This is a genomic window from Mucilaginibacter pallidiroseus (assembly GCF_007846085.1).
Lineage (GTDB): Bacteria > Bacteroidota > Bacteroidia > Sphingobacteriales > Sphingobacteriaceae > Mucilaginibacter > Mucilaginibacter pallidiroseus.
Genome location: NZ_VOEJ01000001.1, coordinates 796,225 through 821,379 on the forward strand (window position 1 = coordinate 796,225; position 25,155 = coordinate 821,379).

20 protein-coding genes and 1 tRNA gene are annotated in these 25,155 nt (G+C 42.9%); 15 read left to right on the forward strand and 6 right to left on the reverse strand.

Features of this window, described 5'->3' with window-relative positions; translation table 11 throughout:
• Positions 1–167: 167 nt before the first annotated feature.
• From FPZ43_RS03515 to FPZ43_RS03550, 8 genes are all read left to right on the forward strand, one after another.
• The gene (locus FPZ43_RS03515) at positions 168–3,185 is read left to right on the forward strand and encodes a SusC/RagA family TonB-linked outer membrane protein (protein ID WP_146380449.1); all 3,018 of its coding nucleotides are present in this window, start codon (positions 168–170) and stop codon (positions 3,183–3,185) included.
• 21 nt (positions 3,186–3,206) lie between these two features.
• A complete protein-coding gene (locus tag FPZ43_RS03520) occupies positions 3,207–4,679 on the forward strand; it encodes a RagB/SusD family nutrient uptake outer membrane protein (protein WP_146380450.1) in 1,473 nt (490 codons plus the stop codon).
• A gap of 18 nt (positions 4,680–4,697) precedes the next feature.
• Positions 4,698–5,531 (forward strand): LamG-like jellyroll fold domain-containing protein, encoded by an 834-nt coding sequence (locus tag FPZ43_RS03525; protein WP_146380451.1) that lies wholly within the window; start codon positions 4,698–4,700, stop codon positions 5,529–5,531.
• 91 nt (positions 5,532–5,622) lie between these two features.
• Positions 5,623–7,299: a glucoamylase family protein gene (locus FPZ43_RS03530; protein WP_146380452.1), complete on the forward strand. Its 1,677-nt coding sequence runs from the start codon at positions 5,623–5,625 to the stop codon at positions 7,297–7,299.
• Between the two features lie 8 nt (positions 7,300–7,307).
• A complete protein-coding gene (locus FPZ43_RS03535) occupies positions 7,308–8,657 on the forward strand; it encodes a glucoamylase family protein (protein ID WP_146380453.1) in 1,350 nt (449 codons plus the stop codon).
• Positions 8,658–9,034: 377 nt separating this feature from the next.
• Positions 9,035–10,582, forward strand: a complete 1,548-nt coding sequence (locus FPZ43_RS03540) for a PAS domain-containing sensor histidine kinase (RefSeq protein ID WP_146380454.1) — start codon at positions 9,035–9,037, stop codon at positions 10,580–10,582.
• A complete protein-coding gene (locus FPZ43_RS03545; RefSeq protein ID WP_146380455.1) occupies positions 10,582–10,947 on the forward strand; it encodes a response regulator in 366 nt (121 codons plus the stop codon). Before FPZ43_RS03540 ends, FPZ43_RS03545 begins: the two co-directional genes overlap by 1 nt.
• A 137-nt stretch (positions 10,948–11,084) precedes the next feature.
• Positions 11,085–12,587, forward strand: a complete 1,503-nt coding sequence (locus FPZ43_RS03550; RefSeq protein ID WP_146380456.1) for an ArnT family glycosyltransferase — start codon at positions 11,085–11,087, stop codon at positions 12,585–12,587.
• 120 nt (positions 12,588–12,707) lie between these two features.
• Here the strand turns inward: FPZ43_RS03550 and FPZ43_RS03555 are convergent, their stop codons facing one another.
• Entirely contained in the window at positions 12,708–12,902 is a 195-nt protein-coding gene (locus FPZ43_RS03555; RefSeq protein ID WP_146380457.1) for a hypothetical protein, read from the reverse strand.
• 351 nt (positions 12,903–13,253) lie between these two features.
• On the opposite strand from FPZ43_RS03555, the gene FPZ43_RS03560 reads away from it, so the two are divergent.
• Positions 13,254–15,470, forward strand: a complete 2,217-nt coding sequence (locus FPZ43_RS03560) for a hypothetical protein (protein ID WP_146380458.1) — start codon at positions 13,254–13,256, stop codon at positions 15,468–15,470.
• A gap of 72 nt (positions 15,471–15,542) precedes the next feature.
• Positions 15,543–15,797, forward strand: a complete 255-nt coding sequence (locus tag FPZ43_RS03565) for a hypothetical protein (RefSeq protein WP_146380459.1) — start codon at positions 15,543–15,545, stop codon at positions 15,795–15,797.
• A gap of 84 nt (positions 15,798–15,881) precedes the next feature.
• Here FPZ43_RS03565 and FPZ43_RS03570 read toward each other — a convergent pair whose 3' ends face one another.
• The 5 genes from FPZ43_RS03570 to FPZ43_RS03590 all read right to left on the reverse strand — a co-directional run bounded on the left by FPZ43_RS03570 (position 15,882) and on the right by FPZ43_RS03590 (position 21,164).
• Positions 15,882–16,643 carry a hypothetical protein gene (locus FPZ43_RS03570; RefSeq protein ID WP_146380460.1) on the reverse strand — a complete coding sequence of 254 codons (762 nt, stop codon included), beginning with the start codon at positions 16,641–16,643 and terminating at the stop codon, positions 15,882–15,884.
• A gap of 112 nt (positions 16,644–16,755) precedes the next feature.
• Positions 16,756–17,649, reverse strand: a complete 894-nt coding sequence (locus FPZ43_RS03575) for a helix-turn-helix domain-containing protein (RefSeq protein ID WP_146380461.1) — start codon at positions 17,647–17,649, stop codon at positions 16,756–16,758.
• Positions 17,650–17,750: 101 nt separating this feature from the next.
• Complete coding sequence (locus tag FPZ43_RS03580; RefSeq protein ID WP_146380462.1) at positions 17,751–18,569, reverse strand: SDR family NAD(P)-dependent oxidoreductase; 819 nt, start codon at positions 18,567–18,569, stop codon at positions 17,751–17,753.
• 360 nt (positions 18,570–18,929) lie between these two features.
• A tRNA-Ser gene (locus FPZ43_RS03585) sits at positions 18,930–19,016 on the reverse strand.
• A gap of 81 nt (positions 19,017–19,097) precedes the next feature.
• Positions 19,098–21,164: an HD family phosphohydrolase gene (locus FPZ43_RS03590; RefSeq protein WP_146380463.1), complete on the reverse strand. Its 2,067-nt coding sequence runs from the start codon at positions 21,162–21,164 to the stop codon at positions 19,098–19,100.
• Between the two features lie 113 nt (positions 21,165–21,277).
• Here FPZ43_RS03590 and FPZ43_RS03595 point away from each other — a divergent pair, with 113 nt between their 5' ends.
• From FPZ43_RS03595 to FPZ43_RS03615, 5 genes are all read left to right on the forward strand, one after another.
• The gene (locus FPZ43_RS03595) at positions 21,278–22,135 is read left to right on the forward strand and encodes an SPFH domain-containing protein (RefSeq protein ID WP_146380464.1); all 858 of its coding nucleotides are present in this window, start codon (positions 21,278–21,280) and stop codon (positions 22,133–22,135) included.
• A gap of 5 nt (positions 22,136–22,140) precedes the next feature.
• Positions 22,141–22,668 carry a hypothetical protein gene (locus tag FPZ43_RS03600; RefSeq protein WP_146380465.1) on the forward strand — a complete coding sequence of 176 codons (528 nt, stop codon included), beginning with the start codon at positions 22,141–22,143 and terminating at the stop codon, positions 22,666–22,668.
• Between the two features lie 2 nt (positions 22,669–22,670).
• Positions 22,671–22,844 (forward strand): Arc family DNA binding domain-containing protein, encoded by a 174-nt coding sequence (locus tag FPZ43_RS03605; protein ID WP_146380466.1) that lies wholly within the window; start codon positions 22,671–22,673, stop codon positions 22,842–22,844.
• Positions 22,845–22,940: 96 nt separating this feature from the next.
• Positions 22,941–24,122, forward strand: a complete 1,182-nt coding sequence (locus FPZ43_RS03610) for an acetyl-CoA C-acyltransferase (protein WP_146380467.1) — start codon at positions 22,941–22,943, stop codon at positions 24,120–24,122.
• A gap of 44 nt (positions 24,123–24,166) precedes the next feature.
• Positions 24,167–25,081, forward strand: coding sequence for a hypothetical protein (locus FPZ43_RS03615; RefSeq protein ID WP_146380468.1), 915 nt, complete (start codon positions 24,167–24,169; stop codon positions 25,079–25,081).
• Positions 25,082–25,155 lie beyond the last annotated feature (74 nt).

A 25,155-nucleotide genomic window follows, 5' to 3' on the forward strand; every position in this document is an offset into this window, starting at 1 on the left:
TTTATAAACCAGTAATTTACGTTATACATTATTAAATCAAGAGCAGGTAAAATTGCACTGATGTATTAATGTAGAGTTGCTTTTTTTGCGTATACAGTAATATCTCCTCAATTTCGACCCTACAAAAACCAATTAGTCCCAGTACTTAAAACCAATTACTAACCACTATGAAGAGAATTTACAAAATCTCAGGGTTACTGCTATTGTTTACTTTTTTGTCTAACCTTGTTTTTGCGCAAAACGTTGCTGTAAAAGGTAAAGTTACCGATGCCAAAACAGGCGAAGCCCTCATTGGCGTTTCGGTAGGGATACAAGGTACTACAACCGGTGGCCAAACCGATGCCAACGGTGCTTTTTCTATAAGCGCCCCGGCAAATGCAGTATTACAATTTTCCTATTTAGGATACACTACACAGTCGGTACCTGTTTCGGGCCGTACAACAATTGATGTTAAACTTGGCATGAGCGCCAACGAGCTGCAACAGGTTGTTGTAGTTGGTTACGGCACGCAACGAAAACTTGATGTAACAGGTTCGGTTGCGTCTGTAAAAGGCGAAGATATCTCAAAACAGGCATCAACTAATGCAATAAGCTCATTGCAGGGTAAAGTAGCAGGTGTACAAATCACCAATAACGGCTCGCCGGGTGCCTCGCCGGAAATTCGAATACGTGGTTTAGGTACCGTGTATGGTAACGCTAACCCACTTTACGTTGTTGATGGTGTTTGGTTTGATGACATCAGCTTCCTTAACCCCAATGACATCGAAAACATGAGCATCCTTAAAGACGCTTCAAGCGAATCTATCTACGGTGTGCGTGCAGCAAACGGTGTTGTATTGGTAACCACCAAAAAAGGTAAAGGTGCACCATCAATTAACTACAGTGCCTATGCGGGCTGGCAAAAAGTAACCAACCAGCCAAAGCTGGCAAATGGTACCGAATATGCTACGCTGATAAATGAAATGAACCAGATTCAGTTTCCTAATGATCCGCTTACGTTTGCCGATCCTGCAAAATTTGGTAACGGTACCGAGTGGCTTAACGTAGTACTACGCAATGCATTCACCATGAAGCATGACGTTACTGTTAGCGGTAGTACTGATAAATCATCGTACAATTTCTCTGCTGGTTATTTAAAACAGCAAGGCGTAGTAACGGGTAACGATTATGACCGTATCACTGCTCACTTACAACAGGATATACAGGCAACCAACTTCCTGAAGTTAGGATATAACGCCGTATTACAAGGCAGCAACTCTAAAGATGCTCCCGGAGCTGTCATATACAAAGCGTTTACCGCTGCACCTATCGTACCGGTATATTATGCTGATGGTACTTACGGCGACCCAAGCGACTTCCCTATTGGTAATGCTACAAACAACCCTAAGGCGCAGTTAGACTTTTTTAACCAAAAATCGAAAAACTACCGCCTTACCGGTAATATTTATGCCGACGTCAAGTTTGCCAAATATTTAACCTTTCATACCAGCTTTGGCGGCGAGTTTGGCCAGGCCGAAGTGTTAGGTTACAACCCTGTTTACAGGGCAACAGCATCACAGTTTAATGACAATAGCGATTTAAATGTTTCACGGTCTGAGGTGAGGAACTGGATCTGGGAAAACACCCTGACTTTTGACAGGACTTTCAAAGACCATCACCTAACTGTTTTGGCTGGTCAGTCTTCACAACGTTATAAATCTTATAACATCAGCGCTACGGCTCAAAATGTTCCATACACCAGTGACGGTGACCTTTACTTAACACTGGGCTCAAACGATACCAATTTCCCGAGATCAATTACGGATGGCGGATCGTTAGCAACTTACGAGTCATATTTCGGCCGTGTAAACTATTCATTTAAAGACAGGTACTTGCTAAACGCTTCTTTCCGTGCCGATGGTTCGTCTAAATTTATAGGCAACCAACGTTGGGGTTACTTCCCATCTGTAGGTGCAGGCTGGGTTGTAAGCAACGAAGAGTTTATGAAAGATCAGCATATCTTTGATAATTTAAAAATCAGGGGTAGCTGGGGTAAAATCGGTAACGCATCAGTACCGGCAAACCTTTCTGTGCTTACAGTTAATAACGGCGGCAACTTTACCGCAATTTACAATGGCCAGCCGGCAACGGGAGCAAACATTACTACGATTGTTCCCCCACTAACCTACTGGGAACGTGGCGTCGGTACCGACGTAGGCGTCGAAATGGCTTTCTTAGGTAATCGCTTGACATTTGAGGCCGATTACTACCAAAAGAAAACTGAACAAGCCATATTTGCTATCCCAATTTTAGGCTCATTGGGAACAAGTGCAGGTACCATTATTGGTAACCAGGCCACGTTCCAGAACCAGGGTTTTGAATTTGCTGCCGGATGGCGCGGTAAAGTAGGAAGCGATCTCTCATACACCATTAACGGTAACTTCAGTATCAACAATAACAAAGTACTATCAACGGTAACCGGCGCAAACCCAATATATGGTGGTGGTGCTGCTGCAACAGGTGGCCAATTAAGTACCCGGACTATTCTTGGACAGCCTATTGGGCAGTTTTATGGTTTAGTAGTTGACGGAATATTCCAGAATGCAGCACAGGTGGCAGCTTCCAAACAGACAGATGCAAGCCCGGGCGATTTTATATACAAAGATCTTAACAACGATGGTGTAATTGACGCTAAAGACCGCACTGTTATTGGTAACCCTAACCCTAAATACCTTTATGGTTTAAACACAACCTTTAACTACAAGGAGTTCGATTTAACTATCGATTTACAGGGCGTAGCCGGTGTTGACGTGTACAATGCTAATAAAGGCTTACGTTACGGGTCAGAAAACTTCACTAAAGACTTTTTTGATAACCGCTGGCATGGCGAGGGTACGTCAAACACCTACCCTTCTGCAAACATTGGCGGTGGTAACAACTATAAACCAAACTCATTTTTTGTTGAAAGTGGCGCATATTTTAGGATCCGTAACCTGCAGTTAGGTTATAGCTTGCCAAATGCGGTAGCCAACAAGCTGTTTATGAAACGTGTTAGGGTATTTGCCAGCGCACAAAACATCTACAACTCTTTCAGCTACAAAGGCTTTAACCCCGAAGTTGGCGGCTCGCCAACCAATGCCGGTATCGACAATGGTGCTTACCCGCTGTACGCAACTTACAACTTTGGTGTAAACGTTACTTTTTAACAAATAAAAATACTCTCGATCATGTTTAATAAAAACTATAAATACGCATTTGTTATAAGTACATGTGCGGTGTTGATGATCACGCAGGGCTGTAAAAAAAGCTTTTTGGATGTGCCGCCACAGGCACAGCAACCCAGCGAAGAATTCTTTAAAACACAAGACGACGCTACTAAAGCGGTAAACTCTATATACGGTAATTTACGCGAGTGGAAACAAACAGCTTTTGCGCCAATGGCGGTTGAAAGCTTAGGGTCTGACGAAACAGAAAAAGGCAGCACCCCAGGCGATGCAAGCTTCATGAATGCATATGACAACTTTACCGTTACCGCAACCGATGGCCAGCTACAGGACTTCTGGAACGGACAATATCAAAGCATAAACCTATGTAACCAGGTGCTTGATAATGTGCCAAACATTACCATGGATGCCAATCTCAAAAACCGCTACCTGGCTGAGGCCAAATTTGTACGGGCCTACAATTATTTCAGATTAGTGCGTGCTTTTGGTGATGTGGTACTTCGCGAACATGTGGCCAAAGATGCCAGCGAGTACAACTTGCCGCGTACAGCCAAAGCACAGGTATGGGCCTTTATTGAAAAAGACCTAACCGAGGCAGCAGCAGTATTACCGCAAAGCTACGGCTCAAACGATGTTGGCCGTGCTACTAAAGGTGCAGCATTGTCGTTACATGCAAAAGTGGCCATGTACCAACAAAAATGGGCTGATGTATTGACTTACACCAACCAGGTTATGGGCATGGGTTATTCACTTTTTCCTGATTTCGAAAAATCTTTCAGGATAGCTAATGAAAACAATTCGGAGTCGGTGTTTGAAATTCAATGCCAAAACCTGGCAGCTATTCCGGGTGCATCAACAAGCCAGTATTCGCAAATTCAGGGTGTGCCGGGCAACCTAAATTTAGGATGGGGCTTTAATGTACCTACGGATGCCTTGGTAGCAGCTTTTGAACCTGGCGATCCGCGTATGGATGCCACAATTATTTTCCGTGGCGAAACCACTCCACAAGGAGATGTAATTGAGCTGACCGGGCCAAACCCAAGGTACAACCAAAAATCATACGTACCTAAAAGCGTTCCGTTTACATCAAATCAAGGTGAAGATCAAAATGTGCGTGTTATCCGTTTTGCCGAGGTTTTACTGATGAACGCCGAAGCTGCTAATGAAACCGGTAACCCGACTCTTGCGCTTGCATCCCTTGAGCGTGTTAGGGCGCGTGCACGTGGCAACAATGCAAATATATTACCTCGTGTTACGGTAACAGATCAAACTGCTTTACGTAATGCTATCTGGCATGAACGCCAGGTGGAACTGGCAATGGAGTTTGACCGTTATTTCGACGTAATTCGTCAGGGCCGTGCAGCAGCCGTATTTGGCCCTAAAGGCTGGAAGGCCAACAAAAACGAAGTTTGGCCTATCCCGCAAAACGAGATCGACCTTTCTGCAGGAGTATTAACACAAAACGCCGGTTACTAATAATTTACATTGATCATCATGAGAAAATTACACATACAATTGATGGCCCTTGCGCTTATTGGAGCCGGGGTATCATCATGCCAAAAAAAGTTCGACGCTTCATCATATGCGCCACCGCTTGATATTGGCGGTTATACCAGCGCCGCAGGCGTAGCAACATCGAACTTGGTGGCACACTGGTCGTTCGATAATAATTTGATTGACAGCGTATCAAAAAATACCGGTACGGCTACAGGCACAACCTTCAACGCCGGTGTAAAGGGTGCCGCACTACAGGGCGCAAACAATGCATGGGTCTTAACAGATCCGTCAACCGCGGTTAGCGGTTTAAAAAGCTTTACGCTTACCGAGTGGGTTAACACACCTCCACCATCTACAGGGGTTATCGGCCTGTTTAGCTTGGTTAACACCACACAGTTTTGGGGTAATCTTGAAATTTTTATCGAGAACGGCAGTACCAATGATAATGGTAAGCTAAGAATACACATGTTTAACGGTACCGATGACAAAACGTATTCTGTTGACGGCATTACAAACCTGTTTGACAAGTTTGTTAACATTGGTGTGTCGTACGATCAAGCATCAGGTGTTTGCAAACTTTACGTGAATGGCTCAAGGGTTAACCAGGGTACTGTTGGCGGTTTAACCGGTCCGTTAAACTTTAAGAATACGGGTAAAATTGTATTTGGCTGCGTGCAGTTCATGACCAGCCCGAGCCAAACCACATCGCACGGTGCCGAACCATGGGCAAGTTACCTTACCGGAAAGCTTGACGAGATAAGGATATACGACAAGGCACTTACCGACCTTGAAGTAAGCGCAATTGTGAAACTCGAAGGCAGAGGAAAATAACCTGTAAAATAAAATGGGTTGCCCGGGCTTACCAGGCAACCCATTTTTATGGCTGCGTACTACACCGGGCGAAGCCAAAAGCCATAATAAAATGAATAAATTTAACATATACATCGGCCTGTGTCTGTTGCTTACCTTGTTTGCCTGTAGTAAAGGCAGCACCCCTGCACCCACCGGGCCGGTAACACCTGCTCCAGTACCCGGTTCTTTTAGTTTTAACGCCTTAAAGGTAAACGGAACATTTAACGGGTTTAATTATGTGAACGTTAACAACACGCCTGTTATAAAGCTTTCGTTCTCCACTGTTTTGGATCGCAACTCAGTAGCGGGTGCCGTCACATTAAAAAACAAAGCAGGTGCAGCGGTAAATTTTACGACGGCTTATGAAAATGGAGATAGTTCGGTGGTAATTACACCAACGCTTGATTATATTACCAAGTACTCGGTTGATGTGAATACCGGCCTCAAATCAAAATCAGGTGGCGACTTGCAGTCGGCATTAAACGTGCAGCTAACTACAGCTATAAACCCAGCAGATAAATTTCCGATCATCAGCGATAACGAATTGCTTGATCTTATACAGAAACAAACCCTTAAATACTTTTATGATTTTGGGCACCCCACAAGCGGCTTAGCACGCGAGCGCAATACCTCCGGCGATATCGTTACTACCGGTGGATCCGGCTTTGGTATCATGGCGATTGTAGCGGGTATAAACCGAGGTTTCATCAGTCGCGCCGACGGCCTTGCGCGTTTGCAGAAAATGGTTGGCTTTTTAAAAAACAACGCAGCTAAGTTTCATGGCGCTTTCCCGCATTGGCTAAACGGTGCCACGGGTGCGGTACAACCATTCAGTACGCTTGATAATGGCGCTGACTTAATAGAAACTTCTTTTTTAATGCAAGGCCTGCTTACGGCACGTCAGTATTTTAACGGGCAGGGAGCAGATGAAACAGCGCTTCGTGCAGACATCAACACACTTTGGAATGGTGTTGAATGGGACTGGTTCAGGCAAAATGGGCAAAATACGCTTTACTGGCATTGGAGCCCTAATAATGCCTGGGCAATAAACATGAAAATAACCGGCTGGAACGAAGGCTTAATTGCCTACGTGCTTGGCGCTTCATCAAATACACACGCTATCCCTAAGGCTGTTTATGATAACGGCTGGGCGGGCAACGGTAGCATGCGTAATGGTGCCTCATACTATGGCATACCCCTTCCACTTGGCCCGCCACAGGGCGGTCCGCTATTCTTTGCACATTATTCGTTCTTGGGTATCAATCCCAATGGGCTGAGCGACGCATACGCCGATTATGGCGTACAAAACAAAGCGCACAGCCTAATTAATTATAACTATTGCGTAGCCAATCCAAACAATAAAAATGGCTACGGTGCATCATGCTGGGGGCTTACCGCAAGTGATATCGAAAACGGTTACACAGCCAGTTCCCCAACCAATGATGTTGGCGTAATTGCTCCCACCGCAGCTATTGCATCTTTACCTTACACCCCTACCGAATCAATGGCAGCATTGCGCTTTTTTTACTATAAACTTGGCGACAAAATGTGGGGCCAATATGGTTTTTATGATGCCTTCAATTTAACCGACCCATGGTTTGCAACTTCAACGCTGGCTATTGACCAGGGGCCGCAAATAGTAATGATTGAGAATTACCGCAGCGGCCTGCTATGGAACCTTTTTATGAGCTGCCCGGAAATAAAAACAGGCATGAAAAACCTCGGCTTCAACAGCCCAAACCTGTAATAATAAAAATGAAAAAACTACTGATACTTACCTTAACATCACTTATTGGCTATATTGGCTTTGCACAAAAGGCCGCAAAAAATACCCACGTTATAAAACCCGTTGGTATCATCAAAAATCTGACTGATAGCGCCCTGCTTGACGTGGTTCAAAAGCAAACCTTCCGCTACTTTTGGGATTTTGGGCATCCGGTAAGCGGACTGGCCCGCGAGCGCAGCAACACCTCTTTTGACTATGGCAACGAAGTGGTTACAACAGGCGGCTCAGGCTTTGGCATTATGGCACTCATAGCAGCAGACAGCCGCAGATTTATACCGCATGATAAAGCAGTAGACCGTATGGTGAAGATGGTTAATTTTTTGTACAAAGCTGATGCCTACCACGGCGTATTTCCCCATTGGCTAAATGGCGAAACAGGGAAAACCATTCGCTTTGGCCGTAAAGATGATGGTGGCGACCTGGTTGAAACTGCCTATCTTTTCCAGGGCCTTTTATGCGCCAAACAATACTTCAAGGCCGATACACCGAAAGAGCGCCGCATACGCGACGTGATCAGCTGGCTATGGAACGAAATTGAATGGGATTTTTATACACGCGATGGTCGTGATAACCTCTACTGGCACTGGAGCCCGAACAACGGCTGGGCCATGAACTTTCCCATTCGCGGATTTAATGAGTGCCTGATAACGTATATTCTTGCCGCATCCGCCGACCGTTATCCTGTTTCGGCTTCAGTGTACCATCGCGGGTGGGCCCAAAGCGATTTCTTTAAAAACGGTAATACCTATTATGGCTATAAGCTGCCTCTGGGTTTTGCTTACGGTGGTCCGCTGTTCTTCTCACAATATTCCTTCCTTGGCTTAAACCCTAAGGGACTTACAGACCGCTATGCTGATTACTGGGAACAAAACCGAAATCATACCCTAATTAACAGGGCTTATTGCCTGGATAACCCTAAAAAGTTTAAAGGCTATGGCGAAAACTGTTGGGGATTAACAGCAAGCGACAATTACGAAGGTTATAATGCCCATGCTCCCGATAATGATTTAGGTGTTATCACGCCTACTGCTGCTATATCAGCTTTCCCTTATACGCCTGAATATTCTATGAAAGCCCTTCGCCATTTTTATTATGATCTTGGCGACAAGATATGGGGCGAATATGGTTTTACCGATGCCTTTAGCGAAACCAAAAACTGGTATGCAAAATCATACCTTGCAATTGACCAGGGGCCCGAAATTGTGATGATTGAAAACTATCGCAGCGGCCTTTTATGGAATTTATTTATGAGCTGCCCCGAAATACAACGCGGCCTCAAAAAACTTGATTTTAAAAGCCCGGCATTGGCAAAAAATTAATGTGCATTAAGATCTAATATTTTTAGTCAATGGTACCTTAAATTCTTGTCAGCGCATCTTCCTAATATGGAGGATGCGCTGTTTTTTATATGCAACAAGATTATCATCTTCGCAGGTACCACATAAAAAGTTTTGTGGCAATCTCTGCTCCTGATTGAAATCTGTCCAGTTGTTAAATGCGACTTTCTGTCAAGCATGTTAAAGACAGAATATCAATTTCATCTGCATTAAACCAATAATTTAATCAGCAATTTTACTATTAATTACATTGTTTTAGCGTTAAGGAAACAAAAAGTAATTTGTTAAAGATGGCTAAACAAAAAACTAAAATGTAAGTTGATGATACTGGTCACTTTAATTTTATGTGATCGTATATAATGAACGACAACCAATTTGGCGAGCTAATAACCGGTACTGGGTCTACTGAAAGTTTGGAGCTGCTTAAAGCAGCATTAGATTCAAGTGTGTCGGGTATAATCATTACAGATAACCGCCTGCCCGACAATCCAATAGTTTACTGCAACGCATCTTTCGAACGAATTTCTGGCTACAGCAGGCCTGAAATTATTGGCCACAACTGCCGCTTTTTACAGGCAAGAGATCGGAAACAACCCGAACGCCAAATGCTAAAGGAGGCTATTGTCGAAGGAAAAACTGTGAATGTTGAGATCAGGAATTATACGAAAGACGGCACCCTTTTCTGGAACGAACTATATGTATCCCCGATAAAAAATGCTGAAGGGCAGGTAACACATTTTGTGGGCGTTCAGCATGATGTTACCAGACGTAAAAACGCCGAGCATACCCTGCGCAACGAACGCGAGCTTATCGAACAAACCGTAAAGCAACGCACCCTTTCGCTTGAGCAAACACGCGAATACCTCGAAAGTATTATACAAACCGTTAGGGAAAGCTTACTGGTATTGGACGCTGAGTTTCGGGTAATGACAGCAAATCAGCACTTTCTTAAGACGTTTAAAGTTGATAGATCGGAAACTATAGGCCAGAACTTATTTAACCTTGGAAACGGGCAGTGGGATATTGACCGTTTAAAAGAGCTGCTTAATGATATATTACCTACAAATAATCCTGTACTGGACTTTGAGGTAGAGCATGATTTCCCTCATATCGGCAGGAAGCTGATGCTGCTGAATGCCTACCGTATAGAGCTTGAAGGCGAGTTTAAAGACAGGATACTATTATCTATTGAAGACATTACCGAACGCCGGGCAATAGAAGTAAGAAAAGATGATTTCCTTTCTGTTGCCAGCCATGAATTAAAAACGCCGTTAACTACCGTAAAAGGATACGTTCAGGTTATAAACCATATGCTGAGCGAGCAAAGCGGCGATAAGTTAAAGGAAATAGTTGGCAAAACAAGTACGCAGATTGACCGTCTGAACAAGTTGATTGCCGAACTGCTTGACGTATCAAAAATACAATCGGGTAACCTGGAGATACACCGTGATGTCTTTGATTTTGACAAGATGGTTAAAGAGGTTATTGAAAACATCCAATCGGTATCGCCAAACCATACTATAAAGCTTTCCGGCGCAACAAATGTGACGTATAGCGGCGACGAATCGCAGCTTACGCAGGTAATTAGTAACCTGTTATCTAACGCAATTAAATACTCGCCAGATCATCAGGAAATATCGGTTTACCTGTCGGTAATAAGCGGTTACCTTAAATTTTCGGTTAGCGACCAGGGTTTGGGAATAAACCAAAATGACCAGGCAAAAATCTTCGAACGATTTTACAGGGTAAGCAACATACAAAAGAAATATCCGGGCATGGGTATAGGCTTATACGTATGCGAACAAATTATTAAACAACATAAAGGCGATTTATGGGTGGACAGCGAAGAAAATAAAGGTTCCACATTCAGCTTTACTTTGCCCCTACTAAACGATGAATCAAAATAATGGATAAGAAAAAAATTCTTATTTGTGACGACGATGCGGGCATTGTCGATATGGCTCAGCTGATACTTGAGATGAATGATTTTGAGGCAATAGGCGAAACCAACAGCTTAAAATTATACGACAGGATCAAGACCGAACATCCGGATCTGATCATAATTGACCTGTGGATGCCTGTATTATCCGGCGATCAGATACTTAAAAGACTGAAGAGTGATGAACACTTTAAGTCGATACCTGTAATGGCCATTTCGGCCAGTAATGATGGTTACCAGATAGCTATGCAGGCAGGCGCAAACAGGTTTATAAGTAAGCCTTTTGAAATGGATGAGTTTGTGAAAGCTGCGCATGAGATGGTTGCGCATTGATAGAGCAAGCCTGTATTTATATTTTGAGCGTTTAAAACCAGTTGAGCAGCGCGCTGTTTAATTTACAAATCCTGGTTTTGCGCATTCTAAAGTTACACATACACCATTTAATTATTTTAGGCTTTGCATTAGCGAAAGTGTTACTGCATTTTGCAGCAAACGCCAACTATGGTGTCCATGCAGACGAGCTATACTATATTGCCATGGCTGAACACCTGCAATGGGGCTATTATGACAATGGCCCTTTTATTGTGTGGATGGTAAAGCTATCGGCCATGCTATTTGGCTCATCTACTTTTGCCTGGCGGGTTTTACCTACGCTGATATCTGCAGCTACCATCGTGCTTACAGGGCAGCTTACCAAACGCCTGGGCGGCAATACATTTGCCATCGTCGTCTCCTGTACAGCTATGCTTTGTTCGCCGGCATTTACTGCCATGGGTTACCTGCTGCAACCCGCCGCTTTTGACCAGTTTTTTTGGACAGCAATTGCATTTTGTATGGTATATTACACCACAAGCAAACGTCCTGTATACTTGTATGCATTTGCCATCTCACTGAGTTTGGGTGTGCTAAACAAACTGTCCATATTGTTATATGCCTGCGTGTGGTTATTCAATGTTAAAATTAATAGGCAAAACATTTGGTCTGTCATCCTTTCCGGCGGAATATTCATAATCGTTTTGTCACCATACCTCTTTTGGCAATACCAAAACGGATTCCCTGTTCTTCAGTACATGCGCGTAGTAACAAACAGGCATGTTTATCTAGGTGCGGGCGACTATCTTTTTCAACTACTGTTTTTCCATGGTGCCGCAATGGCTGTATGGCTTGCCGGACTGGCTTTTATATTAACCGACAAAGGCGCATTCCGCAGTTACCGTAATGTAGGTATAGGCTTTTTAGTACTGGTGCTTGCAATATTTGTGATGAATGGTAAACTATATTACCTGCTCGGTGCTTTTCCCCTACTTATGGCCGCAGGCGGTATTTGTTGGGAAAAAATGCTCGGGCGTGCAGCCGTTTCAAAGTTTATACTTGTAGGTGGTTTGGCAGTTATTGCTATTATAGCCATGCCGGTTGTACTCCCTATTTTGCCTTACGCAACCATGTGCAGATACGTTTCGCTAATGAAAATGTATGCGAAGATAGATCAGCCGCTTAGATGGGACGATGGGCGCGTACACGATGTACCACAATACTTCGCTGATATGAGAGGTTGGCAAGAGCTGGCTAAAAATATACAGAGCGCATGTAAAGGATCACTAACGGTTTATACTAAAAACTATGCAGCTGCAGGGGCGCTATCATATTATCAAACTGGTGCCTGCATCACGGTGGCTGCAGATAATAGCAGTTTCATGGAATGGGCACCTAACAACTTGCCCGATATTTTTTTTTACGTTACTGATGAAGATGATAAAAAAGTTTTAGCGTACGCTGCTCAAGTTGCGTTTATGGGCCGGGTTAATGACAAGCTTACCGCTGCTCACCAACTTAAAGTATTTCATTTAAAACAACCTACGCTATCATTTCGCGAAAGCTATCAAGCAAACCGTAATTTGATACAAGGATCCGTAAAACCGTACATATCAGTTCTGCCAAAATCAGATCATTTGAACGATATTAAGGCTCTATAAGAATTGTTGCGTTACGGCGCGGTCTTACTGTTCCATGTTTCATCTGCAGCACTGTAAATTTGTGCACGCTACTATATAAATTTAAAAGCTGGCAGATAATTGATAGGGATTGAGCATAATTCATTCTGCGGCAGGTTCAACACCGTCATCATTACCATTTTCATCTTCTAATGGCGTGTTGCCATACCCATTGTTTTGCTGCATGCCTGTTGCTTTACCTGCATCGTTTGCGTCAACAGCATTTGTAACATCCTGCTCGTAAGCTTGCTTGTTGTTGCCTTCACCGGCCACTGCGTTTTCTCCCTTATTTTCCATAATTGTCAAATGTTAATCGACCCAACGTCTTTGCCGAATCGTTAAATGAATAACAAATCCGCAATCATTTGTTTCTTATTAAATTAATAATTTAACCAGAAACAAACAACATAAACAACTAAACGTTGTAAAACTACAATTATCAATAAGGCAGTTTCTATAGGCTTATTCTATGATAAGTCACCGATAGGTGATCAAGGCAGTATGAGTTGGAAATAACTCATACAATAAGCCCATAATACTTGCTGTAGCAGTTATTAATTTTTAAGGAATTAATTATGTAAACCAAACCCGGGCTACAAACGGAAAATTGCAGCCAACCGTCAACTAAAAATTAACCAAATTATATATATGTCAACCGGAACTTCTATTTGGGCAGCAGCAGCTGCTAACCACCTGGCTGATGCGCAAATTAAACCATTACACCAGCATAACACGCCTGGGTTTAACTTCGAAGTTGTTGAGCTTAACGACTCTTTATGGGTTACAGCTCAATTAACAAAAAAGTCAAAAATTGCCTTCAGAACAGCTTATTCACCTGATGGATATTTGAACATTGATGTTACCGAGAACCAAGACGGCCTAATTATTAATCTTAAAGGGCTCACGGGAAATTATAATGTTTTGATAAGCTGGCCGGTTAATAATGAGTCGATATTACATTACACCGTTAAATACAAACCGGCCAACGATACCTTTATACCGTTTTGGCCAAGAGACATTGTTATTATAGGAGATAAAGGCAACGTAAATGAAACAACAGGAGAAATACACGTTTCGCAAACGGGTGGCAGGTCAGGCCTGATCTATGCTTCATTTAAACAGCCTAAAGCAGGTTCGTTTTTATATTTTCAAAACCTAACAGCGCTCGAGACCTATAACGTTGATACCGAAACACCGGCAACAGATGTTGTAGGCGGGCAGTGGCCGGAACTGGGTTTGAGTTTGCCGCCTGCTATAAACAAACCGCTGCAAGCCGGCAAGGAATATACACTATCTGACGCATTTGTTTTGTTGAGTGATAAAGCGCCATCCAATCAGTTCGAGCTTTCCAAAAACTTCCTTGACGCAATTGCAGATTTATATTTATTGATACCTAAACCGGATACAAAATATCACGACTATCCCGGCATATTACAAAATGCTATAAACGATCTGCAAAACAATAAAGGATGCTGGTCGCACCGCAGTGGTCATCCATACATTAACGCATACGTATGTGACTACAATACACCGCCCGAAATTATGGTGCAGCTGGCTGTATTGTTGCCGATTACAGAATATACGGAATGGAGCGGAATTAAAAGCCAGATGGAAACCAATATTAAAGATGCCCTACCCGCTTTTTATGATAAAAAAATTGGTACAGTAATGCGTTGGCTGCCATCTGAAGAGCACATGCTTGACGAGTCGGAAGAGCAAAAAGTACCGCTCGTTATGGACGCCTGGTATCTTCATCATCCCTTACTAAACTTGGCACGCTTAGCCTCTGCAGGCGATAAATTAGCTAAAGATTTATTGCTTAAATCGGTTGATTATGCAATTAAAGTTGCGCATCACTTTAACTATGTGTGGCCTGTATTTTATAAGATGGACACGCTTGAGGTGATAAAGGCTGAAGCAAAGGAGGGCGCGGGCGGCGAAAAAGACGTTGCGGGAATTTACGCACACGTAATGTTGCAAATTTGGGAACTAACCGGCGACAAAAAATATTTTCATGAGGCCGAGAAAGCGGCAGAGTCCATGTTACAGCATGGTTTTGATGTTTTTTATCAGGCTAACAATACCATGTTTGGTGCAAAGGCCATGATGCTGCTGTACCGCGAAACAAAAAAGGAAATCTACCGTGACCTGAGCTACTTATTCTTGGCCAATATTTTTAAAAATATTGCACTCTGGGAATGTAATTATGGCTACGGGCAGTATTTTCCAAGCTTTTTCAAACTGTATCCGCTTAGCGATGCGCCTTATGTTGCCGTGTACGAGGAACAGGAAGCTTACTCCGGCGTACATGAGTATTTGAGCTATGCCGAGGGTTTAGATATCTTGCCATCAGTCTCCTTGCTGTTAGCCGAATTTGTAAAATATATGGTTGGGCGCGCGGTCTACTATTATCCGCCTATGCTACCTAAAGAAATGCTTTCTACCGAAGTTAAAACAGGTGAGCTTGACCCTGATCTATGGATTGCTTTGGAAGATATTCACGACGGTTGGGAGCAATCCGGATCGGTTGGGCAGGAAGTATATGGCGCCGGCTTAGCTTTTGGCATTGTGCCGCGTCAATACATCAATGTAAAAGATGAAAATTGCCTTGTTTTTATAGATTATCCAATATCAGACAAAACCGAAAAAAAATCATCGGTAAGCTTTAAAGTGCTTGGCGATAAGCAGCTTACTTGCCGCATATGTATTGTACCTAAAGATGAAAGCAGACTGCCGAAATTTACCGTAGAGGTGGAAAATGAGGAAGACCAGGGGGTTATTAACAAAGCGAACAGAAATAAAAAGGGCTTTGAATACATGATACATGGCGACCAAAAGGTAACAATATCATGGCACTCAAACTAAGGCATATTATGCAAGAGCGTTATTCTCCGCTCAAAACATTAATAAACAACACACTTAACTAAAATGAACATTATGAAAAAGCACATCTGGATACTTGGTATTGCAGCAAGTATAAGCTTAATGGCATGCAAGGGCAACGGAAGCACCGGTGCATCTGATGAAAAGCCGGGATCGGACACAATTGACCTAAACGACGGGACAGGCGCTCCCGGCTCGGGCACAGGGTCGGCAGGCGCCGGCACGGTTGGCGACACAACATTTACCCAACAGGATACTACAAACGGCGCGCCTGCGCCAAAAGCTCCGGATACTTCATCGAGACGATAATTTTAAAACATAGCCGGCTTAAACCGGCTATGTTTTTTCGCATTAAAGCTTGACGTTGCCAGCCTTTTATTGCTGAGCATATAATTAATCGCCGTAGGTATAATATATTATAATTTTACCTTGGCCCCCAAGCAGCGTTTGGGTAATGGGTTGATTACTTTTGTTATAGGTGTAGGTGTAGTTGAGGGTGGTAACGGTGTTAACAACGTAATCTCTATGAATTGCTTTCACAATATTCGCCTTGCTATAAGCAAGTGAAGAATATAAATAACCGTACTGTTTGTAGTATGGGTTCAGCCGGTCATCATATTGGTAGGTATCACTACTCAGCAGTGTGCCTGTTGAATTATATGTTTTAGTCTCGGTAATATTGCTATTAGCGAAAGTATATACGGTGTTATTACCTGTCTGCCCGTTACTATTAATGGTTATAACTTTTGCCAACAAGTCGTTTTCATATACAAAATTCAATTCAAAGTTTAGCTCCGTATTTTGGTACTTATCGTAGTCAATGTAACGCATCTTTGAGACCCAACCATTGGAATGACTGTAATTTATTCTACTAAGCTTTCTTTCATCGTTCAAAACTTCTGAGGCATGCAACTGCCCATCCTTATGAATGTATTGCTGATAAAGTTCTGATCCGGCAGTTTCGTCTTTGATGGTTTCTAAATAAAGTTGGCCTTTATCATTATACGCATAACTGGTTAATATACTGTGGCCGTTGTCATTAATAGTGCGTGTGCTTGATAAGCGTTGTGTAATTTCAGGTTTAATAACGGGCTCGCCTTTTTTACAAGAAAATAAAATAAAAGGCAGGAGGTACAAAAATAATCTTGGGTGCATAAAGTCATTGTTTTGCTAACAAGACTAAATAGATCACAAAACGTTACCATGAATGCCTGATATTTTATTTGCCTGATTGATATAAAAGTTTTAGATATATATCCTGGGTTACTCAGTTTGCTACTAAATTTCTTTTGAATTGTACAGGGCTTAAGCCCACCTCGCGTTTAAATAGTCTCGAAAAATAAGGCAAATTTTCGAAGCCGAGTTGGTAGGCTACTTCGGCAATGTTATTGTTTGTGCCTTTTAACAAGTTTTTTGCTTCGGATACCAAAAACAGGTGAATGAGCTCGATAGCGGTTTTACCTGTTTCCTGTTTTAGCAGGTCGCTAAGATAGCCTGGTGAAATGTTTAGCTGGGTAGCCATCTGTTTTACCGAAGGCAACCCTTTCTCCTGCAGCCATCCTTTATCAAAATAGGCTGTTAACACATCGTTGAATTTCGACACTGTATTGCCTGATAGGTTTTGTCGATTAATAAACTGACGTTTATAAAAGCGTTGCGAATATTTTAAAATCGTATCCACGTGACCAAGAATAATGTCGCGGCTGTACTCGTCGTGGTTGTTATTATACTCCGCTTCTATTTTGCGATATAGGTCCCACATGGTTTGCTCTTCATCAGGCGACAGGTGCAAAGCCTCGTTGGCATCGTACTCAAAAAAACCGTATTTTTTGATATCGTTGTGCAAACCGTGTCCCGTTAAATAATCTTCGTGAATGAAGATCAAAAAGCCATTTTCCTCAAACTCCAGCTTGTTTAAAGCCAACGCCTGCCGCGGCTTAATAAACGACATAGAGCCGTTATCATGATCATAACGCGTGCGTCCGTACATAAACATGCCTGAAATGAACTTTTTAAAGCCTATCATGTAGAAATCGCCGGTGAACTCTTCCGAGCCTAGCGAACATACTTTATTGCATTCCACGATATTCATCAAAGGGATGCGCGGTGCAGGTGTGCCCGCCACACGGCTAAGTTCGATAAGGCTTTTATAGTGTTTCATGACAAAATAAAATTAGTCTTAAATATCAGATACAAGGTCACGCAAGTATAATAAAGCAGAAGCGCCGTGTACGGCACCTCCGCTTTATAAATAATCCTAATTTATTTACCGTGTGCAGCAACAGCAACATCGTTCCAGGCTTCCCACGTAGCAAGCCTATCGGCATATACTTGTTTAACCCATGGCAGGGCCACCTTACCTAAAAACAAGCGCAAAGGTGGGTTTTCTGCATCAATTAATTTAAGAACAGCATCAATCGTAGCTTCGGGGATACCAAAAGCATCATCTGTGGTACCAGCCTGAAAAGCTTTCCTTACCGGCTCGTAGGCATCAATTGGTGTTGTACCAGCGGCAGATGCGCCAGCCCAATCCGTAGCAAAGCCGTTTGGCTCTACAAGTGTTACCTTGATGCCAAAATCTTTCACCTCGCTTGCCAAAGTCTCGCTTAAACCCTCAACCGCAAATTTAGATGCATTGTAAATGCCCAAAGTTGGTAAAGTAGCTACGCCTAATACACTTGAAACCTGCACAATGTGCCCATGGCCTTGTTTACGCATCAAAGGTAAAATTGCCTGGGTAACCCACAGCAGGCCAAATACATTTGTCTCTATCTGTGCCCTTGCTTCGGCTTCGCTGGTTTCTTCAATAGCACCGAAAAGGCCATAACCTGCATTGTTAATTAATACATCAATAGTATCGAATTTTTGTGAAGCTTTTTCAATAGCAGCAAAAACGTCTGCCCTATTGTTTACATCGAGCTGCAAGGCTAATAATTTGTCGCCGTAAACGGCTTTCAAGTCATTAAGTGTATTTATATCACGCGCTGTAGCTATAACGTTATCACCTCGTTTTAAAAATGCTTCTGCCCATAGTTTACCAAAACCGCGCGAAGCTCCTGTTATAAAAATTGTCTTTGCCATTTTCTTTTTAATTATTTGTTGACCCAAAAGTCGGCGTAATCATGAAAAGTGATTTGCACAAAACAAGGCAATGCAGATACATTTTAAGGAAAACAGCTACCGGCTGTACGAATACATTTAAGGACGCAAAGATTTAGTATGGAGCTGATCTGTAATTGTATTTAAAACTTAGGCTGAAGAGTAAGTTTATCTATCGTGTATCAAATAGTCAGATTGCGGCGGTTGGCAGGACTTACCCTTCGTGAATGCATGGAAAAAATGAGTTCTTATAACTGACTTACTCATTAAAAACTCCTATAAATAAAAAAAGCCCTTAAATCGTGGATTTAAGGGCTTTTACTGTGTTGGATATTGTTTCCGCGGTGAAGGAGGGATTCGAACCCTCGGTACAGTTTCCCGTACGTCAGTTTAGCAAACTGATCCTTTCGGCCTCTCAGGCACCTCACCGTTATTTTAAAGAATATCCCTTTTTTCAGGGACTGCAAATATAGCAATTAGGTTAATGTGTCAAAAAAAATATTCAGATTTTTAATAATCAATTCGCACGTGATAGATGCTCATAAGCATGCGTTTGAATATATCTTTAATGGTTTCCAAATCCTTTAATGTTATATCACTGTCTTTCAATTGGTTTTGATCGAGTTTGTATTTTACTATACGGTCAACCATAATACTTATCGATTCAGCATCGGGTTCTTTTAAGGCTCTTGATGCCGCCTCTATTGAATCGGCAAGCATTAAAACGCCGCATTCTTTTGAAAAAGGTATGGGTCCGGGATACCTGAAAATATTCTCGTCAATGAATTTCTCGGGAAAGTTCTTTAAAAACGATTGGTAAAAATAATCTACACGAGTATTTCCATGATGTGTGCGGATAAAGTCGATCACAATCTCGGGCAGGTTGGCCTTACGGGCCATTTCAATCCCCTTGCTTACGTGCCTTATAATAATTTGCGCACTTTCTTCGTACGGCAGCTTATCATGAGGATTAAATCCAGACGACTGGTTCTCGATAAAAAATCTTGGATTTTCCATCTTACCAATATCATGATATAAGGCCCCTGCCCTAACCAACAATGCATTGCCCCCAATAGCGTAGATAGCATTCTCGGCAAGGTTGGCTACCTGCAAGGAATGCTGAAACGTGCCTGGCGCACTAAAGGCCATTTCGCGCAGCAAAGGCGAATTTGTGTTTGTAAGTTCGATTAATGTGATGTCTGACGTTATAGCAAAAACCTTTTCAAATGCGTAGATCAACGGGTAGGCCAGCAAGGTGAGCAACACGCTTACGGCGAAAGGAATAAACTCTGTCCAATCTATTGTGGTAAATGAACCCTCACGTATAAGGGAGATGCCCAAAAAAGCCACGAAATACATCAGCGTTATCAGCAATGCCGACGTTAAAAACTGCTCGCGGCGTATCAGGTTCTTGATGCTGTAAATAGCCACCATACCGGCTGTAAGTTGGTAAAAGGCAAACTCAAAGCTGTTGGGCACAAAAAAACCGGCAACAAGCACAACCAGTAAGTGAATGTTAAGCGCCAAACGCGTATCAAACAATATCCTGATAATGATAGGTACAATACAATAAGGTATAAAGTACAGGTTTGGCAACTGCATTTTAAGCGCCAGCGATAGCGTAGCTAACATGGCTGTAACTACAAGCAGTATCAGACCAACCAAGCGGTTATCCCTGTAAATGTCTTTACGGAAAAGGTAAAGAAAAACCATAAGCAACAACGTGGTAATGCCTACCAATAAAAATTGCCCAAGCAAAACCAGCTTACGATCGCCGTTTATACGCGCATTATCTTCAAAGGCCTTTTTATATGACGACAGCTTTTGGTAAGCCTCGTCATTTACAACTGAACCTTTGCTTATAATGGTTTCGCCTTTTTGTACCATACCGCGCGTAATCGATAGGTTCTCTGTAACTTCTCTTTCAAGCCGGGCGGTAAGCTTGGCATCATAAGCAAGGTTAGTTTGCAGCCTGTCTTGTATAAGATTCAACAAAAACGCCTTATCAAGGCCGGGCGATTTAGAAATTTCACTATCACAATAAGCAATGGCCGTTTCACGGGTAAACAGGTCGGCCGTATTCTTTTCTGTTAATACATTATTGTTTAAAACGGCAAGGTCATACCCTACCCCGTTTTGGCCATAACGGGCATTTAGCTTTAACACCCCCCTATTGTAAACGTAGGTAAGCAAATCTGCTCCGGTGCTTATATACTTCGGTTTAAGCTTATCATTTATACCGGCGTTATGCCACTTTATTTCAAGGTCGCTTTTAAAACCTTCTACCTGATCGGCAGTCATGGCATCATTACGCTGGTATATAGGTGTAACAGTTGCTAAAGCCGCCTTGCGGTCGGCCTCTATCTCAGCATTACTTTTTAAGATGGCAAAATTATAGGGCGATACAAGGTCGCGCTGGTTCCATATCCGCCCCTTTTCGTACTCATAACCAAATTTGGCCTGTTTTGGCAAAGCATATACAATAAGTATAATGCTCATCAGGGTCATAACAAACTTTAGGTTTAAGGCGTATTTGCGCAATAATGCCTTTTGCCGCGATGATGATAATTTTGCCATACGTACGTTTAACCTATCAAAAATAGTATAAGTTTCGGTTTTATGTATTTTTTCTTGCTTTTGTCAATACAAAGTTGATATCTTTATGATATCAAATTAAATCAATTTAAACCATGAATAACGAAAAAATCACAACAGCTCCATCGGGTTATCTCGCATTTGTTTTAGTGCTTGTTTTAATAGCAGTAGCGGCCTTGTGCTTTTACGGGCAATATCCTGTTGCAGGTGTAATTATAACTATTGTAAACTTTGTATTTATACTGCCGGGGTTGGCCATTGTAAACCCAAACGAATCAAAAGTGCTTACGCTGTTTGGTAAATACCAGGGAACGGTAAAGCAGGACGGCTTTTTTTGGGTAAACCCCTTTACCGTTAAGCGCAAAGTTTCATTAAAAGCATATAACCTGAACGGGCAGCAGTTAAAGGTGAATGACAGCGTAGGTAACCCTATCGAAATTGCCGCAGTAATTGTTTGGCAGGTAAAGGATACCGCCAAGGCAGTTTTTGCGGTAGAAAATTACCTACAGTATGTAAACATACAGAGTGAGGCTGCCGTAAGGCATCTGGCTAACTCATTCCCCTACGATCATATTGAAGATGAAAATGCAAGCATAACGCTTCGCGGCGGCGCCGAACAGGTAAGCATGATCCTGGAAAAAGAGTTGAACGAAAGGCTTGAACGTGCCGGCATCGAAGTTTTAGAAGCCCGTATCTCACACCTGGCTTACGCGCCGGAAATTGCCCACGCCATGCTGCAACGTCAACAGGCAGCTGCAATTATATCGGCACGCAGGCTGATTGTTGAAGGTGCAGTTGGCATGGTAGAAATGGCTCTTAACAAAATGGAGGAAAAAAATATCATTGAGCTTGATGAAGAACGCAAAGCAGCAATGGTAAGCAATCTGCTTGTTGTTTTATGCGGAGACAGGAGCGTGAACCCTGTGGTTAATGCAGGTACACTTTATCATTAACATGTATGGACTATTACAGAGAGTTTAGCCAGGTACGCACAAACGAATTATCAATAGTAAGGCATAAGTTTTTTATGCCCTACTACGAGCTTACCGACGGACAGTTTGTATATGGCAAACTCAGCTATAAAAATAATTTTAAGCGCTACGCCATTATTGAAACGGCACAAGGCAGCTGGACCATTAAACAAAAAGGGTGGTTTAAGCGAGCGCTTTTAATTAATGAGGGCGACGATCATACAATAGGAACGCTTAATCCCGCTACCTGGAAAAGAGATATGGCTTTGGCAATGAATAACGGCTTTGAAGCTAACTATGAATACAAAAAGGTTTTTTCCAAATCCTTTTCGCTAACAAGTACAGCTCATGGCGACATCCTAGAGCTTACACAGCACGCCTTTAAAATTAAGCAGCCTTACACCGTAAATTTCCAGCAAGCGTTAAACATAGATGGTATACCGCCTATACCCCTACTCACTTTAATAGGGTTGCACATTGTTTTACTAAGGGCACAGCAGGCGGCGGCACATTAATTATGGCAGAAAAGAAGGCATTTGTTTTACGTATCAATCCCGAAATGCTCAAGGAAATTGAGTGTTGGGCAACGGATGAATTCAGAAGCACCAACGGGCAAATTGAATATTTGCTGCAGGAAGCTTTGAAGAGCCGCAAAAAAGCCTCGCGCAAGAAAAAACAAAGCGAAGAGTAATGACTTTTGCCCTGTCAATTATTATGCATGCATAATAATTGACAGGGCATTTTAAATTGTATAGCTTTGCTTTTACCAATTATCAATTTCCCAAAAATGAAAGAAGTTTATATAGTGTCGGCAACCCGTACACCTATAGGTAGCTTTGGCGGAAGCCTTGCCTCTCTCACCGCTACACGGTTAGGCGCTGTTGTTATCAAATCGGCAGTGGAAAAAGCGGGCCTTAAGCCTGATGACATTCAGGAAGTATTTATGGGCAATGTGCTGTCGGCCAATTTGGGCCAGGCTCCTGCAACCCAGGCGACTATATACGCTGGCCTGCCTAGTATCCCTGCAACTACTGTCAACAAAGTTTGCGCATCGGGCATGAAAGCTATAATGCTGGCGGCCCAAAGCATTGCCAACGGCGATAACGACATTGTGTTGGCCGGCGGTATGGAAAGTATGAGCAATGTACCTTATTACTTAGACAAAGCGCGCAACGGCTATCGTTTGGGCAACGGGCAAATTATTGACGGGCTTGTTAAAGATGGCCTTTGGGATGTTTATAATGATTATCACATGGGGTCGGCAGCGGAGCTTTGTGCGGTTGATTGCAATGTAAGCCGCGAAGAGCAGGATAACTTTGCGATCGAATCATACAACCGAGCGCTCGCATCGCAAAGCAGTGGTAAATTTAAAGACGAGATAACCCCAGTCGAACTTAAAGATAAAAAAGGCGACGTTACGCTATTCGAGAACGACGAAGAACCAAAGACGGTAAAATTCGACAAGATCCCAACCCTGAAACCGGTATTTAAAAAAGACGGTACCGTAACCGCTGCAAATGCATCAACATTAAATGATGGTGCCGCTGCCCTGGTTTTAATGAGTAAGGAAAAGGCCGACGAAATGGGCATCAAGCCGTTGGCTAAAATAATCTCCTATGCTGATGCCCAGCAAGCGCCCGAATATTTTACAACTGCACCATCTAAAGCCATTCCCCTTGCACTGCATAAAGCCGTGGTTACTATTAATGATATTGACTTTTTTGAAATCAACGAAGCGTTCTCGGTAGTGGCGGTAGCTAACACTAACCTGTTAAAGCTTGATCCCGCGAAAGTAAATGTAAATGGCGGTGCGGTAGCTATCGGGCATCCCCTTGGTGCGTCGGGCGCCCGCATTATCGTGACACTCATTAATGTGCTGCAGCAAAATGGCGGCAAGTTAGGTGCGGCAGGCATATGCAACGGTGGTGGTGGTGCAAGCGCCATGGTTATCCAAAATATGGCTTTGTAATATTAGTTAGCAATAAGTATTTTAAATTACCGTATTTAGCATTAATGACACGTTTCTTTTTTGCGCTTGCGCTTTTATTAAGCCCGTTTATTTCCTTCGCCCAGCAAGGTAAAGATCTGCAAAACCTGCGGGTTTATCATGATAGCCTTACATCACTAGGAAAAAAGTTTATAAACAGCCCTGACGACATCGAGCGCAAAAACGCCAACTATAAGTTTATTACCACGCTTGTTAGCGCCTTGCGGGTACCAAACTCATTCAATTTTGGTTTCGACTCGGTTAAAAGCATTAGCATCATCAACGCACCCGATAACCGTTTCCGTATTTTTAGCTGGCACGTTATGAACCAGGATGGCAGTTACCGTTATTACGGCACTATCCAGATGAACACAGGTGGCAAGCTGCAAATGTACCCGCTTGAAGACAACTCACCATTTATAAAACATCCCGAGGATTCGGTTACCGATACCCGCCACTGGTACGGTGCGCAATACTATAAAATTATACGCACCAGCGCCGACAGGCCTTATTACGTAATGCTTGGCTGGAAGGGTAACAATGTAAAATCTACCAAAAAGGTGATCGAGGTACTGTCGTTCAATCGCGATAATCAGCCCGTGTTCGGCGCACCGGTGTTTGACGGCGGCATCGTAAAAAACCGTAAGCGTGTGGTTTTTGAGTACACCCGCCAGGCATCAATGCTATTAAGATATGTGCCGGATGAGCAACTAATTGTTTTTGACCATCTGGCCCCTCCTGATGACAAAATGAAAGACCGCCCCGAGACCTTCGGACCTGACCTAAGCTATGACGGTTACCGCATGACAAACGGCCGCTGGAAGTTTACCGAGAATCTGGATATGCGCAACATTCCGCAAGCCAACGATAACGAATTAACCGACCCCAAGATACAGGCTCGTGCAGATAGAAAGTCAGTGCCGGTACGCTCAAAAAATTAAACACACTTTACAACTCAACTTACCCAAACAATACCCGACTGTCATGTAATATTCTCGGTATAAAATTCGGGATT

What these genes read in the sequence shown, in the direction of transcription:
- FPZ43_RS03515 (WP_146380449.1), top strand. Translation starts at nt 168, where the DNA reads ATGAAGAGAATTTACAAAATCTCAGGGTTACTGCTATTGTTTACTTTT.
- FPZ43_RS03520 (WP_146380450.1), top strand. Translation starts at nt 3,207, where the DNA reads ATGTTTAATAAAAACTATAAATACGCATTTGTTATAAGTACATGTGCG.
- FPZ43_RS03525 (WP_146380451.1), top strand. Translation starts at nt 4,698, where the DNA reads ATGAGAAAATTACACATACAATTGATGGCCCTTGCGCTTATTGGAGCC.
- FPZ43_RS03530 (WP_146380452.1), top strand. Translation starts at nt 5,623, where the DNA reads ATGAATAAATTTAACATATACATCGGCCTGTGTCTGTTGCTTACCTTG.
- FPZ43_RS03535 (WP_146380453.1), top strand. Translation starts at nt 7,308, where the DNA reads ATGAAAAAACTACTGATACTTACCTTAACATCACTTATTGGCTATATT.
- FPZ43_RS03540 (WP_146380454.1), top strand. Translation starts at nt 9,035, where the DNA reads ATGAACGACAACCAATTTGGCGAGCTAATAACCGGTACTGGGTCTACT.
- FPZ43_RS03545 (WP_146380455.1), top strand. Translation starts at nt 10,582, where the DNA reads ATGGATAAGAAAAAAATTCTTATTTGTGACGACGATGCGGGCATTGTC.
- FPZ43_RS03555 (WP_146380457.1), bottom strand. Translation starts at nt 12,902, where the DNA reads ATGGAAAATAAGGGAGAAAACGCAGTGGCCGGTGAAGGCAACAACAAG.
- FPZ43_RS03560 (WP_146380458.1), top strand. Translation starts at nt 13,254, where the DNA reads ATGTCAACCGGAACTTCTATTTGGGCAGCAGCAGCTGCTAACCACCTG.
- FPZ43_RS03565 (WP_146380459.1), top strand. Translation starts at nt 15,543, where the DNA reads ATGAAAAAGCACATCTGGATACTTGGTATTGCAGCAAGTATAAGCTTA.
- FPZ43_RS03570 (WP_146380460.1), bottom strand. Translation starts at nt 16,643, where the DNA reads ATGCACCCAAGATTATTTTTGTACCTCCTGCCTTTTATTTTATTTTCT.
- FPZ43_RS03575 (WP_146380461.1), bottom strand. Translation starts at nt 17,649, where the DNA reads ATGAAACACTATAAAAGCCTTATCGAACTTAGCCGTGTGGCGGGCACA.
- FPZ43_RS03580 (WP_146380462.1), bottom strand. Translation starts at nt 18,569, where the DNA reads ATGGCAAAGACAATTTTTATAACAGGAGCTTCGCGCGGTTTTGGTAAA.
- FPZ43_RS03590 (WP_146380463.1), bottom strand. Translation starts at nt 21,164, where the DNA reads ATGGCAAAATTATCATCATCGCGGCAAAAGGCATTATTGCGCAAATAC.
- FPZ43_RS03595 (WP_146380464.1), top strand. Translation starts at nt 21,278, where the DNA reads ATGAATAACGAAAAAATCACAACAGCTCCATCGGGTTATCTCGCATTT.
- FPZ43_RS03600 (WP_146380465.1), top strand. Translation starts at nt 22,141, where the DNA reads ATGGACTATTACAGAGAGTTTAGCCAGGTACGCACAAACGAATTATCA.
- FPZ43_RS03605 (WP_146380466.1), top strand. Translation starts at nt 22,671, where the DNA reads ATGGCAGAAAAGAAGGCATTTGTTTTACGTATCAATCCCGAAATGCTC.
- FPZ43_RS03610 (WP_146380467.1), top strand. Translation starts at nt 22,941, where the DNA reads ATGAAAGAAGTTTATATAGTGTCGGCAACCCGTACACCTATAGGTAGC.
- FPZ43_RS03615 (WP_146380468.1), top strand. Translation starts at nt 24,167, where the DNA reads ATGACACGTTTCTTTTTTGCGCTTGCGCTTTTATTAAGCCCGTTTATT.